Source organism: Streptomyces sp. PA03-5A (genome assembly GCF_033792725.1).
In the GTDB taxonomy this organism is placed as follows: domain Bacteria; phylum Actinomycetota; class Actinomycetes; order Streptomycetales; family Streptomycetaceae; genus Actinacidiphila.
Window position 1 is genome coordinate 87,824 of sequence record NZ_JARAVL010000028.1, and the last position, 16,097, is coordinate 103,920.

General features: G+C 73.8%; 12 protein-coding genes. 8 read left to right on the forward strand and 4 right to left on the reverse strand.

Features of this window, described 5'->3' with window-relative positions; translation table 11 throughout:
- Positions 1-40: 40 nt before the first annotated feature.
- From PV410_RS30490 to PV410_RS30500, 3 genes are all read right to left on the reverse strand, one after another.
- Positions 41-1,660, reverse strand: a complete 1,620-nt coding sequence (locus PV410_RS30490; protein WP_500328981.1) for a penicillin-binding transpeptidase domain-containing protein — start codon at positions 1,658-1,660, stop codon at positions 41-43.
- A gap of 167 nt (positions 1,661-1,827) precedes the next feature.
- A complete protein-coding gene (locus PV410_RS30495; RefSeq protein WP_500328982.1) occupies positions 1,828-4,248 on the reverse strand; it encodes a SpoIIE family protein phosphatase in 2,421 nt (806 codons plus the stop codon).
- A 91-nt stretch (positions 4,249-4,339) separates the two neighbouring features.
- Positions 4,340-6,070: a dolichyl-phosphate-mannose--protein mannosyltransferase gene (locus tag PV410_RS30500; RefSeq protein WP_500328983.1), complete on the reverse strand. Its 1,731-nt coding sequence runs from the start codon at positions 6,068-6,070 to the stop codon at positions 4,340-4,342.
- Between the two features lie 90 nt (positions 6,071-6,160).
- Here PV410_RS30500 and rsmI point away from each other — a divergent pair, with 90 nt between their 5' ends.
- The 7 genes from rsmI (at position 6,161) to PV410_RS30535 (ending at position 13,670) form a co-directional block, all read left to right on the forward strand.
- Positions 6,161-7,045, forward strand: coding sequence for a 16S rRNA (cytidine(1402)-2'-O)-methyltransferase (gene rsmI / locus PV410_RS30505; protein ID WP_499512282.1), 885 nt, complete (start codon positions 6,161-6,163; stop codon positions 7,043-7,045).
- Between the two features lie 191 nt (positions 7,046-7,236).
- Positions 7,237-7,635: a hypothetical protein gene (locus PV410_RS30510; RefSeq protein WP_500328984.1), complete on the forward strand. Its 399-nt coding sequence runs from the start codon at positions 7,237-7,239 to the stop codon at positions 7,633-7,635.
- Positions 7,636-7,666: 31 nt separating this feature from the next.
- Complete coding sequence (locus tag PV410_RS30515; RefSeq protein ID WP_500328985.1) at positions 7,667-8,572, forward strand: TatD family hydrolase; 906 nt, start codon at positions 7,667-7,669, stop codon at positions 8,570-8,572.
- Between the two features lie 231 nt (positions 8,573-8,803).
- Positions 8,804-10,051, forward strand: coding sequence for a resuscitation-promoting factor (locus tag PV410_RS30520; RefSeq protein WP_500328986.1), 1,248 nt, complete (start codon positions 8,804-8,806; stop codon positions 10,049-10,051).
- Positions 10,052-10,362: 311 nt separating this feature from the next.
- Positions 10,363-11,256 (forward strand): 16S rRNA (adenine(1518)-N(6)/adenine(1519)-N(6))-dimethyltransferase RsmA, encoded by an 894-nt coding sequence (gene rsmA, locus PV410_RS30525; RefSeq protein ID WP_500328987.1) that lies wholly within the window; start codon positions 10,363-10,365, stop codon positions 11,254-11,256.
- Positions 11,257-11,347: 91 nt separating this feature from the next.
- Positions 11,348-12,256, forward strand: a complete 909-nt coding sequence (locus PV410_RS30530; RefSeq protein WP_500328988.1) for a 4-(cytidine 5'-diphospho)-2-C-methyl-D-erythritol kinase — start codon at positions 11,348-11,350, stop codon at positions 12,254-12,256.
- 82 nt (positions 12,257-12,338) lie between these two features.
- On the forward strand, positions 12,339-13,670 hold the full coding sequence (locus PV410_RS30535) for an acyltransferase family protein (protein WP_500328989.1): 1,332 nt from the start codon (positions 12,339-12,341) through the stop codon (positions 13,668-13,670).
- A 153-nt stretch (positions 13,671-13,823) separates the two neighbouring features.
- Here PV410_RS30535 and PV410_RS30540 read toward each other — a convergent pair whose 3' ends face one another.
- A complete protein-coding gene (locus tag PV410_RS30540) occupies positions 13,824-14,099 on the reverse strand; it encodes a type II toxin-antitoxin system Phd/YefM family antitoxin (protein WP_500328990.1) in 276 nt (91 codons plus the stop codon).
- Positions 14,100-14,256: 157 nt separating this feature from the next.
- Between PV410_RS30540 and PV410_RS30545 the strand changes: the two genes are divergently transcribed.
- On the forward strand, positions 14,257-16,047 hold the full coding sequence (locus tag PV410_RS30545; protein WP_500328991.1) for an ABC-F family ATP-binding cassette domain-containing protein: 1,791 nt from the start codon (positions 14,257-14,259) through the stop codon (positions 16,045-16,047).
- The last annotated feature ends 50 nt before the right edge of the window (positions 16,048-16,097 follow it).

Genomic DNA, 16,097 nt, shown 5'->3' on the forward strand with positions numbered 1-16,097 from the left:
CCCTCGGCGGGGCCGGGGTGCCAAGCCATTTGCGGGCGGGTCACGAGGCGGCCTTCAGCACCGAGGCCACGATCGGCCCGGCGGAGTCGCCGCCGTGCCCGCCCTCCAGGACCATCCCGGCGGCGGCGACGTCACCGCGGTAGGCGAGGAACCACCCGTTGGGCTGTTCCTGGCCGCCGACCTCCGCGGAGCCGGTCTTGGCGCCGACGTCGCCGTAGACCCCGCGCATCGCGCCGGCGGCGGTGCCGCTCGACGCGGTCAGCCGCATCATCGACTTGAGGTTGCTCCGCACGCCGGACGGGAGGGCGCTGCCCGCCTTCGCGAGCGGACCCTCGATCAGGTCGGCGGCCACCAGCCGGGGCTGGCGGAACACCCCGTTCTGCACGGTGGCGGCGACGGAGGCCATGTTGAGCGGGCTCATCTGTATCTGGCCCTGGCCGATCATCTCCTCCGTCATCTCGTCGCCCGGGCCGCCGGGGACGCGGCCGTCCCAGGCCGGGACGCCGACGTTCCAGGTGCGGCCGAAGCCGTAGTAGCGCTGGGCGACCGAGGGGACCGAGGACTCGTCGAGGTGGCCGGCGAGCTTGATGAAGCCGGTGTTGCAGGAGATCGCGAAGTCCCGCTGGAAGGTGGCCGACGGGTCGGAGGAGCTCTCCACGTTGTGGAACATCTTGCCGTTGTCGAAGTTCGCGGTCGCCGGGCACGGCGCCGGGGTGCCCGGGGACACGCCCTTCTCCAGCAGGGCGGTCGCGGTGACGACCTTGAAGGTGGAGCCGGGGGCGACCTGCGCGTTGAAGGCGTTGTTGTTGTCGCTCGCCGGGTTGTTGGCGAAGGCGAGGATCTCGCCCGTGCCTGTCCTGACCGCGACGACCGAGGACTGGCTGCTGCGCTTGACCGCCTGCTCGGCGGCCTTCTGCAGCGTCGCGTCCAAGGTGGTGGGGAGCTTCGCGGCCGTGCCCTTGGTGATCACGTGCAGCGTCTGCCCGGGGCCGTCGGCGCCGTTCACCCAGGTCTCGATGCCCGGCTTGCCTCCGGAGAGCTTGGCCCCGTAGCGCTCGCGCAACTGCGGCAGCACCGAGGCCAGGGACGGGTAGTCGTCGGCGTCCAGTTCCTTGCCGTTGCGGTCGACGACGACCACCGGCGGCGAGGAGGCCTCACCGGTCTCCAGCGACTGACCCTCCGTCAGTTTGGGGTGAAGCACCGCGGGTTCCCAGTCCACCATGGGGCGATGGGTGGTCTCGCCGCGGAAGACGGTGAGGGCCGAGGAGTACGTCCACGTGGAGGACTTGCCCTGGTAGGAGAGCGAGGCCACGACCTTGAACGGCACCACGGCCCCCTGGGCCGTGCCCGGCGTCAGCCGTACGCGGGCGACGTGCGCCTGCTTCCGGTACGCGGACAGGTCCCCGGACGCCGCCGCCGCGTCGTTGGTGAGGGCCCCCGCCGCGGTGGTGTCCCCCTTGGCCCACGCGGCCAGGAAGTCCGCGGCGGTCTTCTTCACCTCCGCCGCGGTCGGCGGACCGGTCTCCACCGGGGCTGCCTCCGTGGCGAAACCGCCGCCCCCGGCCAGCCCGTTGTAGATGTTGTACGCCCCGTACCCCGCGGTCCCCACCAGTCCCGCGGTCAGCGTGGCGACGATCCCCAGCTTCACACCTCGGCGCATGGCACCGACCCTCCCCGTGGTCCCCCTGAACGTGTTCAAAAATGAGGCAATGCAAGCGCACTCTACGGGACGGAGAGGGGCCTGAGGCTGTCGACCGGGTCACAGCTTCGGCACGCGCTTCCCATCGATCGGGAAAGTCCGCCGGTCGGGGCCATCGTGCGGCGGGCTCAGCGTTCCGGCCCGGGCGGCAGCCGTTCCTCGTCGGTGAGGGCCAGTTCCGCCCAGACGATCTTGCCTTCGGAGGTCCTGCGGACACCCCACCGCGTGCACAGCTCCGCGACGATCAGCATGCCCCGGCCGCCCTCGTCGGTGGGGTCGGGCCGGCACGGCAGCGGCGGGCCCGGACCGGCGTCGAAGACCTCGCAGGCCAGCTTCATGTGCCGGATGAGCCGCAGCCGTACGGGTCCCGCCCCGTGCAGGACGGCGTTGGCCAGCAACTCCCCGACGATCTGCTCGGCGGCCGCCCGCAGGCGGTCCAGCCCCCAGGCGGACAGCTGCCGGGCCGCCTCGGCCCGCACCCGTCCGACCGCGGCCGGATCGGTGGGCATCTCCACGCGGAACACCCGCTCGGGGCTCAGCCGGCAGGTCTTGGCGAGCAGCAGGGCGACGTCGTCGTCCTGCCCGCTCTTGGGCAGCAGGTCGACCACCGCGGCGGACAGGTCCTCCAGCGACGTGCCCGGCGGCCGGCTGAGCGCGGTCCGCAGGCGCTCCAGGCCCTCGTCGATGTCACCGTCCCGGGTCTCCACGAGCCCGTCGGTGTACAGGGCGATCACGCTACCCGCGGGCAGTTCCAGGTCGACCGACGGGAAGGACCGCAGTCCCACGCCCAGCGGCGCGCCCGCGGGGATCTCCGGGAAACCCGCGGTGCCGTCCGGGGTGATGATCACCGGCGGCGGATGCCCGGCCCGGGCGATGGTCAGGCGCTCGTCGGTGGGGTCGTAGACCGCGTACAGGCAGGTGGCGCCGAGGATGCCGGCGGCGGGCGAGGGCTCGTCGGAGTCCTCGAAACCCAGCCGGACGACGAGGTCGTCCAGCGCGGACAGCAGCCGGTCGGGGGGCAGGTCCAGGCCGGCGAGGGTGCTCACCGCCGTGCGGATCCGCCCCATGGCCGCGGCGGCGTTGAGCCCGTGCCCCACCACGTCCCCGACGACCAGGGCCACCCGGGCGCCGGACAGCCGGATCACGTCGAACCAGTCGCCGCCCACGCCGTCCTGCGTGTCCGCCGGGAGGTAGCGCCAGATCGTCTCCAGGGAGAACCCGGCGCTCGGGTTGCGGGGGAGCAGGCTGCGCTGCAGCGTCAGGGCCATCGTGTGCTCGCGCGTGTAGCGGCGGGCGTTGTCCAGGCTGAGGGCGGCCCGGCTGACCAGCTCCTCCGCGAGCGTCCGGTCGTTCTCGTCGAACGGCGTGGGGTTCTCGCTGCGGACGAGCACGGCGACACCGAGGATCTCGTCCCGCGCGACGACCGGGAGGATCAGCAGGCTGTGCATCCCGAGGTCGAGGACCCGCTCCAGTCGCCGCGGGTCCTCCTCCAGCCACGTGCCGGGCTCGGTGTCCAGCTCCGCCTCCATGTACGTCCGGCCGGAGCTCAGCACCTCGATGAACGGCGAGTGCGGGGGGACGAAGACGGGGCTGCCGCGTGCGTAGAGCGACTCCCGGAAGTCGTGGTGGACCGAGGCGATCCCCGCCCGGTGGAAGACGGGGACGTTGCCGTCCTCCAGCGGGCCGAGCCGGGTGAGCGGGGCGTCACCGAGCCGCACCGATTCCGCGAGGTCGATCGTCGCGTAGTCGGCGAGCAGCGGCACCAGCAGGTCGGCGAGGTCCTGCGCGGTCTGCAGGACGTCCAGGTTGGTCCCGATGCTGGTCGCCGCGCGGCCGAGCACGGTCATGCGGTCCCTGGCCCGCCGGCTCTCGGTGACGTCCACGTTGACCGAGCAGACGCCGGCCCGGCCGTGGCGGACGTCCTCGATCCGGAAGACGGAGAGCGCGTACGCGCGGTGCCGCAGCCGGTCCAGCTGGCTCAGCTCCCGGTCGATCACCGGGACGCCGCTCTCCAGGACCTCGCGCAGCAGGGCCTCGACCTGCTCGGTGTTCGAGTAGAGCGGTGACTCGTCCAGGTGCCGGCCCAGGCGCTCCTCCCGGGAGAGGCCGAACGCCTCGGCCAGGGCGTCGTTCAGCCACGCGGTGCGCAGGTCGCTGTCCCAGATCGCCATCGGGAAGGGGCACAGCTCCGCGGCCGACTCCAGCACGGACGGAGGGACCCCGGCCGTCGAGACCAACCAGTCCGTCATGCCCGAGGCCCCCGGCAACCCGGTCACCCGCAGGTCCACGTCCAGCGGCCCGCCGTTGCGGTGCCGCAGCGCGACCGGGCCGGCCCACTCCCACGTGAACCCCCGCGGCCCGCCCTCCGGGCCGTCCAGCAGCATCGACGCCGGCCTGCCCAGGACGTCCGCCGCCGCGTAGCCCAGCAGCCTCTGCGCGACCTCGGTCCAGCGGACGAGGACCCCCTCCGCGTCGACCACCGCCAGAGCCGCGCCGACGCTGTCGAGCGCCGACGCCTGACCGGGCACGTTGCGATCGGGGGCGGACATACGTGACATTCCCTCGGGGTTCACGCTAGGTCCGTGGTCGTCCCCCTGCAAACGGTCACCGAGCAGGTCAGCGGCCCCGCGGCCGGGCGGGTCAGATCCAGGTGTCCAGCCACATCCGGTCGCGCCAGGCGTCCATGGGGATCGTCTGCCCGGTGTAGAGCGGGAAGAAGTAGATGAAGTTCCAGACGATCAGCAGCACCAGCGTGCCCGCGCCGACCGCGCCCCACATGCGGCGGCGTTCGCTCGCGCCGGGGGGTCCGAGGATCGCTCCGAGCATCATCGCGACCGCGAGGCAGAGGAAGGGCACGAAGACGACCGCGTAGAAGAGGAAGATCGTCCGGTCCTGGTAGAGGAACCACGGGAGGTACCCGGCCGCGATGCCGCAGGCGATCGCGCCGGCGCGCCAGTCGCGGCGGAAGATCCAGCGGTACAGGACGTACAGCAGGGCGAAGCACCCGGCCCACCACAGCAGCGGGGTGCCGATCGCGAGCACCTCGCGGGCGCAGCCGCCGGCCGCGGTGCAGCCGTCCTCGCCGAGCTTGGGGGACTCGTAGAAGTACGACACCGGGCGGCCCAGGACCAGCCAGCTCCACGGGTTGGACTGGTAGGTGTGCGGGGAGTGCAGGTTGACGTGGAAGTCGTACACCTGCGACTCGTAGTGCCACAGGCTGCGCAGCGCCGCCCAGGACCGGGAGGGGAAGCCGCCGTCGCCCTTGGCCCAGTCACGGTCGTAGCCCTTGTCGGTGGTGAACCAGCCGAGCCAGGACAGCAGGTAGGTGACGACGGCGACGCCGACCATGGACAGGCCCGCCCACAGCCCGTCCAGCCAGAACGCCGTCAGCCGGGGGTAGCGGGCACCCGCCACGCGGCGGGCGCCGGCGTCCCACAGCACGGTGAGGACGCCGAACAGCGCCAGCACGTACAGGCCGTTCCACTTGGTGCCGATGGCCAGGCCCAGGCAGATCCCGGCCGCGATCCGCCACGGGCGGACGCCCAGCCACGTGAAGGAGGCGACGCGGTCGTCCGGGCGGCCCTCGGGGAGGGCGGCGGCGAGCCGGGCCCGTGCGCGGTCCCGGTCGATCAGCAGGCAGCCGAAGGCGGCCAGCACGAAGAACATGACGACGAGGTCGAGCAGGGCGACGCGGCTCATGACGAAGTGCAGGCCGTCGACCGCCATCAGGCCGCCCGCGAGGCAGCCCAGCGCGGTCGAGCGGAACAGCCGGCGGCCGATCCGGCAGAGCATCAGCACCGACAGCGTCCCGAGCACCGCCATCGCGAAGCGCCAGCCGAAGGGGTTCAGCCCGAAGATCCACTCACCGGAGGCGATCACCCACTTGCCGACCGGCGGGTGCACCACGTACGAGGGGGCGTCGGAGAGCGGGATGGAGGGCGGGGTGGCGAGGATCAGGTCGTTGGCCTTGTCCGGCCAGCTGCCCTCGTAGCCGTACTGCAGGAGCGACCAGGCGTCCTTCGCGTAGTACGTCTCGTCGAATATCACCGCGTGCGGGCTGCCCAGGTTCCAGAACCGCAGCAGGCCCGCGAAGAACGCCACGAGCAGCGGCCCGCCCCAGCCCGTCCAGCGGGCCAGCCGGCGCGCCGTCGCCGGGCCCACGCCGAGCGCCGCCCACGCCCGTGTCCCCGGCTCGGGGAACGGCGGGACCAGGCGCTCGCGCACGTCGGGGCGCGGGCGGTCCACGTAGCCGAAGCGGCGCAGCTGCCGCTGCCAGGGGCTCTGCTCCTCCGCGGCCTTGGGGGCGTCCTCGACCCGGTGCGCATGCGTCGCGGTGTCACTCGTCACCGGGCCATCGTAGGGAAGCCGCATGTGTATGTGCTGAGGACCGGGCCAACCGGGCGTACGCCGCCGTGCCGCGGCGGGCCCGGCCGGGTGTGCGGCGGATGGGAGACTGGGGCGGTGACTAGCTCCGCAGGACCGGCCGCAGGCGTACTCGTGCTCGCAGGGACCCCCATCGGTGACGTCGCCGACGCGCCGCCCCGGCTCTCCGCGGAGCTGGCCGGGGCCGACGTGATCGCCGCCGAGGACACCCGGCGGCTGCGCCGGCTCACCCAGTCCCTGGGCGTGACCACCACCGCGCGGGTCGTGTCCTACTTCGAGGGCAACGAGACGGCCCGCACCCCGGAGCTGGTCACGGCGCTGGAGGAGGGCGCCCGGGTGCTGCTCGTCACCGACGCCGGGATGCCCTCGGTCTCCGACCCCGGCTACCGGCTGGTCGCGGCGGCCGTCGAGCGCGACATCCGGGTGACGGCCGTCCCCGGACCGTCCGCCGTGCTGACCGCGCTCGCCCTCAGCGGGCTGCCCGTGGACCGCTTCTGCTTCGAGGGCTTCCCGCCCCGCAAGGCCGGCGAGCGGCGGGCCCGGCTGGGCGAGGCCGCGGGGGAGCGGCGCACCCTGGTGTACTTCGAGGCCCCGCACCGCCTCGCCGACACCCTCGCGGCGATGGCCGAGGCCTTCGGCGCCGGGCGCCGGGCCGCCGTCTGCCGGGAGCTGACCAAGACCTACGAGGAGGTCCGGCGCGGTCCCCTGGAGGAACTGGCGGCCTGGGCCGCCGAGGGGGTGCGCGGGGAGATCACGATCGTCGTCGAGGGCGCCCCGGAGACCGGGCCGCAGGAACTGGACGCCGCCGAGCTGGTGCGCCGGGTCCGGGTCCGTGAGGAGGCGGGGGAGCGGCGCAAGGAGGCGATCGCGGCCGTGGCGACGGAGGCGGGGCTGCCCAAGCGGGAGGTCTTCGACGCCGTGGTGTCCGCGAAGCACGCCGCGAACCAGCCCACAACCGGCTAAACGCGGCGCGGTGCAAAGTCCTATCGTAGGAGAGGGAAAAACCTGGGCCGCCTGCTCGGCCCCGTGTCACATACTCCCCAAAACTGGCTCAAGAAAGGGCACCCCCGCTATCGCCGGCGCCTTCCCGGGCGTTCGCTGATGGAGGGAAGTCCCGCTCCGGACGCCTCGTCCGGAGGGCAACAGGAGCTGCCATGAGCGAGACCATCGGAACCGATGGCACGGTTCGTGAGGCGTACGCCTTCGTCTGCATCAGCTGCGGACGGGGATGGGAGCAGGCGTACGAGATCGAGCACCACGTCGACGCACAGGGTCACGAGGTCGTCTGGTACATGGCGGACGGCAAGCGGGTACCGTCCCCGCTGACCCGGCCGACGTGCGTGGAGTGCGAGAGCCACAAGGTCCGCATCATGCGGGCCGGACAGGTCTCCGATGTCGCCGGGTCCTGGTCGGCCACCGCGGCCGCCGGCCCGCTGCCCGCGGCCTCCGACATGCGCCGGGTGCCGGCCTCGCCCGCCGTGGAGGACGCCGAGCGCCGCGCACGGCACTGGTCGCCCCGCAACCTGCTGCACCGCAGGAGGGACGCCCGGTAGCCGCCTCGGCCCCCCGCCTAGGATCTGGGGCATGCCCGAGCAGAACCAGAGCCAGAGCCGGCGCCCGAAGAAGGACGCGTCCGCCGCCCCTCCCCTCCCCGAACCACTCGCGGTCCCGGTGGCGGACTCGCACACCCACCTCGACATGCAGGAGGGCAGCGTCGAGGAGGCGCTGGCGAAGGCGGCGTCCGTCGGCGTGACGACCGTGGTCCAGGTCGGCTGCGACGTCGACGGCTCCCACTGGGCGGCGCGCACCGCCGGGGCGTACGACCAGGTGTGGGCGGCGGTCGCCCTGCACCCCAACGAGGCCCCCCGGATCGTCCACGGGGACCCCGACGGCTGGAGCCGGCAGGGGGCGCGGCAGGCGGGCGGGCTGTCCGCGCTGGACGCCGCCCTCGCGCAGATCGACGCCCTCGCCGCGCTGCCCCAGGTGCGCGGCGTCGGCGAGACCGGGCTGGACTACTTCCGCACCGGGCCCGACGGGGTCGAGGCCCAGCAGTACTCCTTCCGCCGCCACATCGACATCGCCAAGCGGCACGGCAAGGCCCTGGTCATCCACGACCGCGAGGCCCACGCCGACGTGCTGCGCATCCTCGACGAGGAGGGCGCGCCCGGCACCGTCGTCTTCCACTGCTACTCCGGCGACGCGGAGATGGCCAAGCTCTGCGCCGACAAGGGCTACTACATGTCCTTCGCCGGCAACGTCACCTACAAGTCCGCCCAGGACCTGCGCGACGCGGTCGCCGTCGCCCCCGCCGAGCTCCTCCTGGTCGAGACCGACGCGCCCTTCCTCACCCCCGTACCGCACCGCGGCCGCCCCAACGCCCCGTACCTGATCCCGGTCACGGTGCGGGCCATGGCCGCCGCCCGGGGCGCCGCGGAGGACGAGCTCGCCGCGGCCATCGGGGCCAACACGGCCCGGGCCTTCGGCTACTGACGCCGCGTCGCGCGGTTCGCGCGGTCGGCGTAACTCCGGATGTCCGATTCCGGACGCCCGGTGGCCGCGCCGGCGGCCGCCGGGGGCGGCGCAGGGCGCGCTGACCACGGTCACGAAGGGTGTCGCGGCCCCCTCGTCCGGCGACACGGCGTGACCGTTCGGCTTGGGAGAGTGACGAATCCTCCGCTATGGTCCCGGTTCGGTCCGATCGGACCGGGCCGGAGGTACGCCGTGAGCAACATGAGCAAGGCGGGCACGACGCAGGCCGGAACACGGTCCTACGCGGACGGCCCCTACCGCAGGACACCGGGCACGGCCCCCGTCGACGAGGACGTCGAGCCGCGCCCCGGACGTGCGGCCGCCCGGCGCAGGCGCGCCGCACGGCGCCCGGACGCGCTGAGCAGGCTGCTGCCCCAGGCCCTGGTCGTCGCCTGTCTGGCGGGCGGCAGCACCGCCTACCTCGCCGGCGGCAAGGCCGTGCAGCTCAGCGTGGACGGCCGGCCGCGCACCCTGCACACCTTCGCCGGGAGCGTGGAGGAACTGCTGCAGCGCCAGGGCATCGACGTCGGCGACCACGACATCGTCGCCCCCGACCCCGACGCGGCGCTGCAGGACGGCGACGCCGTCGCCGTCCGCTACGGCCGCCCGATCGCGCTGACCCTCGACGGCCGGCCCCGGCGGATCTGGACCACGGCCGGCACCGTGGACGGCGCCCTGCGTCAGCTGGGCGTGCGCGCGGACGGCGCGTACCTGTCCGCCTCCCGCGGCGAGGCGATCGGGCGGCACGGGCTGGAGCTGGACGTCCGCACGGAACGCCAGGTGACCTTCCTCGTCGACGGCCACGAACGGCCGGTCCGCACCAACGCCGCCACCGTCGGCGAGGCGCTGCGTGACGCCGGCATCGCCTTGCACGGCCTCGACACCACCTCCGCCGACCCCGACAGCTTCCCGCGCGAGGGCCAGACGATCTCCGTCCGGCGCATCCGGGGCCACGACGAGGTCCACGAGGAGCCGGTGCCCTTCCCCGTCGAGCGGACGCAGGACCCCTCGCTGTTCGAGGGCACCACCGCCGTCGACACCCGGGGCAGGAACGGGCTGCGCCGCGTCACGTACGCGTACCGCACGGTCGACGGGGTCCGGCGCAAGCCGCGGCGCATCGCCGAGGAGGTGCTGCGCGAGCCCGTGCGGCAGGTCGTGCGCGTCGGCACCAAGCCGCTCCCCGACAGCGTCCAGGGCGCCGACCACCTCAACTGGAAGGCCCTCGGCCGGTGCGAGGCGGGCGGCCGCCCGAACGCGGTGGACGCCTCCGGCACCTACGGCGGCCTCTACCAGTTCGACCAGCGCACCTGGCGCAACCTGGGCGGCCACGGCCGCCCCCAGGACGCCTCCGCCAAGGAGCAGACGTACCGCGCCAAGCGCCTGTACATCCAGCGCGGTGCCAGCCCCTGGCCGGTGTGCGGCCGCAAGCTCTACTCCTAGGCCGTGTCGTCAGGTGTCCTCCCCCAACCTTCGGCCGGGGGTGCCCCCACCCCGCGCCGCTCCCCCCCCAGCCGGCGCTGGGAGGTGCCCCAGGCACGGCACTCCCCCAGCCTTCGGCCCGGGGGAGTCGTCGAATCGTCCGAGTAGCCCACTACGAGGACGACTCTCCGCCTTGCGATGCACCGCACCTGGGGGCACCTCCCAGCGGAGCCGGGGGTGCCGCTGGGCCCGCCCTTCGGGCGGCCGGCAGGACTTCGACGACAGGGCCCTGGCCCGCGGGAGGTCCCGCCGGGCCCGGATACCCTTGAGCGGTGAGCACCACCGACCACTCCGGTCCCGCCGACGACGCCCTGCTCGGCCCCGCCGACATCCGTGAGCTGGCCGCCGCGCTGGGCGTCCGCCCCACCAAGCAGCGCGGCCAGAACTTCGTCATCGACGCGAACACGGTGCGCCGCATCGTGCGCACCGCGGACGTCCGGCCCGACGACGTGGTCGTCGAGGTCGGCCCGGGGCTCGGCTCGCTCACGCTGGCGCTGCTGGAGGTGGCCGAGCACGTCACCGCCGTGGAGATCGACGACGTGCTGGCCGAGGCCCTCCCCTCGACCGTCGCCGCCCGGCTGCCGGGCCGGGCCGGCCGCTTCGCGCTCGTGCACCGCGACGCGCTGCGCGTCGAGGAGCTGCCCGGCCCGCCGCCCACGGCGCTGGTGGCCAACCTGCCGTACAACGTGGCCGTCCCGGTACTGCTGCACATGCTCGCGACCTTCCCGAGCATCGAGCGCTCCCTGGTCATGGTGCAGTCCGAGGTCGCCGACCGGCTGGCCGCAGGGCCCGGTTCCAAGGTGTACGGGGTGCCCTCGGTGAAGGCGGCCTGGTACGCCGAGGTGAAGCGGGCCGGGGCCATCGGCCGCAACGTCTTCTGGCCCGCCCCGAACGTGGACTCCGGGCTGGTCTCGCTCGTACGCCGCAAGGAGCCGCTCGCCACCACCGCCACCCGCGAGCAGGTCTTCGCGGTCGTGGACGCCGCCTTCGCGCAGCGCCGCAAGACGCTGCGGGCCGCGCTGGCCGGCTGGGCGGGCTCGGCCGCCGCCGCCGAGGAGGCGCTGGTGGCCGCGGGGGTGTCGCCGCAGGCGCGCGGGGAGGCACTGACCGTGGAGGAGTTCGCGGCGATCGCCGAGCACGGCGGTGGCGGCCGCTCACCGCGGTGACAGAGGGCACAATGGGGGCGCCGCCGTGCCCCACGTACCGAAGGCCCCGCATCGAGTGCCCCACGCTCACGCTCCGAGGAGAACCGCGCAAGTGACCCGCCGACCCGCGTCCGTGACCGTCCGCGTCCCCGCCAAGGTCAACGTCCAGCTCGCGGTGGGCGGACCGCGCCCCGACGGCTTCCACGACCTGGCCAACGTCTTCCTCGCCGTCGGCCTGTACGACGAGGTCACCGTCACTCCCGCCGAAGAGCTGCGGATCACGGTCGCCGGACCGGACGCCGACCAGGTCCCGGCCGACGCGAGCAACCTCGCCGCCCGCGCCGCGATCGCGCTCGCGGCGCGGCACGGGCTGGAGCCGCGCGTCCACATCCACATCGCCAAGGACATCCCCGTCGCGGGCGGCATGGCCGGAGGCAGCGCCGACGCGGCGGGCGCCCTGGTCGCCTGCGACGCGCTGTGGGGCACCGGCGCGAGCCGCGAGGAGCTGCTCGCGATCTGCGCCGGGCTCGGCAGCGACGTCCCGTTCAGCCTGGTGGGCGGCGCCGCCCTCGGCCGGGGCCGCGGCGAGCTGCTGGAGCCGCTGGAGACGGGCGGGACCTTCCACTGGGTCTTCGCCGTCGCCGACGGCGGCCTGTCCACGCCCGAGGTCTACCGCGAGTGCGACCGGCTGCGCGGCGACGCGGAGGTGGCGGAGCCCGAGGCGTCCTTGGACCTGCTCGACGCGCTGCGCACCGGTGACGCGGTGGCCCTCGCCGCCTCCCTGGCGAACGACCTCCAGCCGGCCGCTCTCTCCCTGCGCCCCTCGCTGGCCGCGACCCTCGCCGCGGGCGCCGAGGCCGGCTCCCTGGCCACCCTGGTCTCCGGCTCCGGGCCCACCACCGCCTTCCTCGCCAAGGACGCCGAGTCCGCGCAGGCCGTCGCCGCCGCCCTCGCCGCCTCCGGCACCTGCCGCGCGGTACGGGTCACCACCGGCCCCGCGCAGGGCGCGACCCTGCTCTGAGTACCCGTACTCACCGTCTTCCGGGGCGAGTTGAGTAGGGCGGGCCTGACGGAGCGGCGCCCCGGCGCGGGATCGTGCCGGCATGGGGATGACAGCCGGAGAGATCGCCGCGGCCACGCCCGCGGCACGGGACCGTTACGCCGACTTCCTGCGGGTGGCGTCGCTGGCCACGGTCGTGCTGGGGCACTGGCTGATGGCGGCGGTGACCACCGGGGCCGACGGGGGCGTCGAGGTCGGCAACCTGCTGGCGCTGCGCCCGGCGCTGCAACCGCTGACCTGGGTGCTGCAGGTCATGCCGGTGTTCTTCTTCGTCGGCGGCTTCTCGCACGCGCTCTCCTACCGCTCCGTCGCACGCTCCGGCGGCGGGTACGCGGCCTTCCTGCGGGCCCGGCTGCGCCGGCTGCTGCGGCCGACGATGCTGTTCACCGCGGTGTGGGCCGCGGTCGCGCTGCTGCCCCCGGTGCCGGACGTGGCGGCGCGACTGGTGGCGCAGCCGCTGTGGTTCATCGGGATCTACCTCGGCATGGTGGCCTTCACCCCGCCGTTGCTGCGGCTGCACGAGCGGTACGGCTGGGGCGCCTTCGCCGCACTGTCGGCCGGCGCGGTCGTGGTGGACGTGCTGCGCTTCGCCTTCGACGTGCCCTACGTGCCGTTCCTGAACTTCGCCTTCGTCTGGCTCGCGGTGCACCAGCTGGGCTTCCTGCGGGCGGACGGCCGGCTGCGCCTGCCCGCGGCGGCGGCCACGTGCGGGCTGGCCGGGGCGGTCGCGCTGGTGGCGCTCGGGCCGTACCCGCTGTCCATGGTGGGCATGCCCGGCGAGCGGATCTCGAACATGGCGCCGCCCACGCTCGCCCTGCTCTGCCACGGCGTGTGGCTGGTCGGCGCGGTCGAACTGCTGCGGCGCCCCGCCGCGCGCCTGCTGGAGCGCCCGCGCGTGTGGCGCGGCGTGGTCGCCGCGAACGGCATCGCGATGACGGCCTTCCTCTGGCACCTCACGGCCATGCTCGCCGTGTACGGCGCGCTGATCTCCCTGGGCCGCACGCTGCCCGCCCCGGCCACCGCCGCCTGGTGGGCCCAGGTGCCGCTGCGCGTGGCGGCCGCGACCGCCCTCACCGCCGCCCTGGTCGCCGTCTTCCGCCGCGCCGAACGCCCCCCGGCCCCGCGCCCCGCCCAGGCGCCGGGCCCGCTCTCCGGCCCCGGTGCCGCGTTCGGCGTCGCCCTCGCGCTGCTGGGCGTCCTCGGCCTGTCCGCCGTCGGCTTCGGCGGCCTCCTCGACGGCCACTCGGCCACCCTGATCGCCTTCCGCGTCACGGCACCGGCCGCCGTCCTCATGGCCGTCGCCGGCTGGGCTCTGGTCGAACGGGCGGGCCGCGTCAGGGCTGAGCCGGACTTCACCCCACCCGGCCGACCTTGAGGACGAGCACGGTGACGGTCTCGGCGCCGGGCCGGTACAGACACGCCAGTCGCCGACGGTCAGCCGCCAGTACCCCGAAGCTCCCAGGGCGCGCGCAGTCCGGGGGGGCGGTTCCCCGGCCACATCCCGGACAGCAGCCGCGCACGCCCTGGGTCACGAGGCATCGGCCTGACGGTCCTCGTCCTCCAACCGGGCCGTGAACTCGTCGTGCGTCATCGCGGGGCCGGTGGGAGCCGATTCGCGGGCCGCTGCCTCGGCGGCGTCCGCCGCATCGCGCAGACGCTGCAGTTCCTCGAGTTCGCTTATCTGGATGAGCGCGGCGGCGGGTTTCCCGTACTCGCTGATCAGGATGTGTTCATGCCCGTGCCGGACTCGGCCGACGAGCTGCCCGAGCCGGTTGCGCGCTTCCACGAGCGGATACGTATCCATGGGAAAACTGCACAGAGCTGCGGCTGTGTACGGTTGGCGATTCACCTGTGGTGGGCGAGCCCACCCGCACGGGTGTCCGGGGGGCGGTCGCCGTGCCCGGGGGGTGAGGGGGCCGCACTACCCTGGGAGGTCGTTCTTTCGTAGTGACAGGAGTCCCATGGCCGTCAACCTGGTCAACGTCGAGTCCGTCAGCAAGGTGTACGGAACGCGCACCCTGCTGGACGGGATCTCGCTCGGCGTATCGGAGGGCGACCGCATCGGCGTCGTCGGCCGCAACGGCGACGGGAAGACGACCCTGATCCGGATGCTGGCGAAGCTGGAGGGACCGGACACCGGGCGGGTGACGCACACCTCGGACCTGCGGCTGGGCGTGCTGACGCAGCACGACAGCCTGGACCCGCAGGCCACCGTCCGGCACGAGGTGGTCGGCGACCGCGCGGACCACGAGTGGGCGGGCGACGCGAAGATCCGGGACGTGCTCACCGGCCTCTTCGGCGGGCTGGACCTGCCCGGCTTCCCGCAGGGGCTGGACACGGTGATCGGGCCGCTGTCCGGTGGTGAGCGCCGCCGGATCGCGCTGGCGAAGCTGCTGATCGCCGAGCAGGACCTGGTCGTGCTCGACGAGCCCACCAACCACCTCGACGTCGAGGGCATCTCCTGGCTGGCCGGTCATCTGCGGGCACGGCGCTCGGCCCTGGTGTGCGTGACCCACGACCGCTGGTTCCTGGACCAGGTCTGCACCCGCATGTGGGACGTGCAGCGCGGTGACGTCCACGAGTACGAGGGCGGTTACAGCGACTACGTCTTCGCCCGCGCCGAGCGCGAGCGGATCGCCGCGACCGAGGAGGTCAAGCGGCAGAACCTGATGCGCAAGGAGCTGGCCTGGCTGCGCCGCGGTGCCCCCGCCCGCACCAGCAAGCCGCGCTTCCGCATCGAGGCGGCCAACGAGCTGATCGCCGACGTGCCGCCGCCGCGTGACAACGCCGAGCTGATGAAGTTCGCGACGACCCGGCTGGGCAGGACCGTCTTCGACCTGGAGAACGTGACCGTGCAGGCCGGGCCCAAGGTGCTGCTGAAGCACCTGACCTGGCAGCTGGGCCCCGGCGACCGGGTCGGCCTGGTCGGTGTCAACGGCGCGGGCAAGACGTCCCTGCTGCGGGCGCTCGCGGACGCCGCCGTCAGCGAGGGCGAGCAGCAGCCGGTGGCCGGCAAGGTGGTGGTCGGCAAGACCGTACGGCTGGCCTACCTGTCGCAGGAGGTCGCCGAACTCGAGCCGTCGCTGCGGGTGCTGCAGGCGGTGGAGTCGGTGCGCGGCCGCGTCGACCTCGGCAAGGGACGGGAGATGACGGCGGGTCAGCTCTGCGAGAAGTTCGGGTTCACCAAGGAGAAGCAGTGGACCCCGGTCGGTGACCTGTCCGGTGGCGAGCGGCGCCGGCTGCAGTTGCTGCGGCTGCTGATGGACGAGCCCAACGTGCTCTTCCTCGACGAGCCCACCAACGACCTGGACATCGAGACCCTGACCCAGCTGGAGGACCTGCTCGACGGCTGGCCCGGCTCGATGGTGGTCATCTCCCACGACCGGTACTTCCTGGAGCGCACCACCGACCGCACCTTCGCCCTGCTCGGCGACGCGACGCTGCGCATGCTGCCGCGCGGCATCGACGAGTACCTGGAGCGGCGCCGCGCCGCCGTCGAGGCCGCCACCCCCGCCCCCGCCCCGGCCAAGCCGAAGGGCGGCGGCGACAGCCGCGCGGCCAAGAAGGAACTGCAGCGCATCGAGCGGCAGCTGGACAAGATCGGCGAGCGGGAGTCGAAGCTGCACGCCGCCATCGCCGAGAACGCCACCGACTTCGAGAAGGTGGCCGAACTCGACATGGAACTGCGGTCGCTGGCCGCCGAGCGCGAGGAACTGGAGATGCGCTGGCTGGAGCTGGCGGACGAGGTGTAGCAGTGCCGTAACGGTCCTTCGGCGCGGGGCGGAACGGTGCGTCACCGGTG